We start from the raw sequence: 510 nt of genomic DNA on the forward strand, positions 1-510 counted from the left end.
CGGGCCGTTCTGGTCGAACACCACGCAGGAGGCCACGGTGGCCTCGCCGTGGCTGTGGCTGATATCGAAGCACTCCAGGCGAGCGGGGGTCTCGGCCAGGCCCAGCACCTCGCGCAGCGACGCGAACCGCCGCGTGAGCTGGGCCTGGCTGGCCAACTGGCTGGCGAGCTGCTGCTCGGCGTTGGTGACGGCCAGTGACTGCCATTGGGCGCGGTGCCCGCGCACCCGGTCGGTGAGCCGCACGCGCCGGCCGGCGCGCTCGCCGAGCGCCGCCTCGATCAGCGCGCGATCCGCCAGGGGGTGGCTGGTGATCAGCTCGCGGGGAATCTCGTTGTCCTGCCCCAGGTAGTACTGGCTGAGAAATTCCGCGAGCAGCTCCTCGGCGGGCAGGTCGAGCCCGTTGGCGGGGGCATGGTGGCGGGCCCCCAGCAGCCGCCCGTGGCGCACGCTGAGCACCGAGATGCACAGCGCCCCTGGGCGGGTGGCCAGGGCGAAGATGTCAGCATCGCC

1 pseudogene is annotated in these 510 nt (G+C 72.7%); it reads right to left on the reverse strand.

The annotated features are described in order from the left end of the window. Positions 1–510 (reverse strand): annotated as a pseudogene (gene uvrC / locus DS839_RS36160) (excinuclease ABC subunit UvrC); the annotation flags it as partial.

It is taken from the genome of Taklimakanibacter deserti (genome assembly GCA_003574785.1).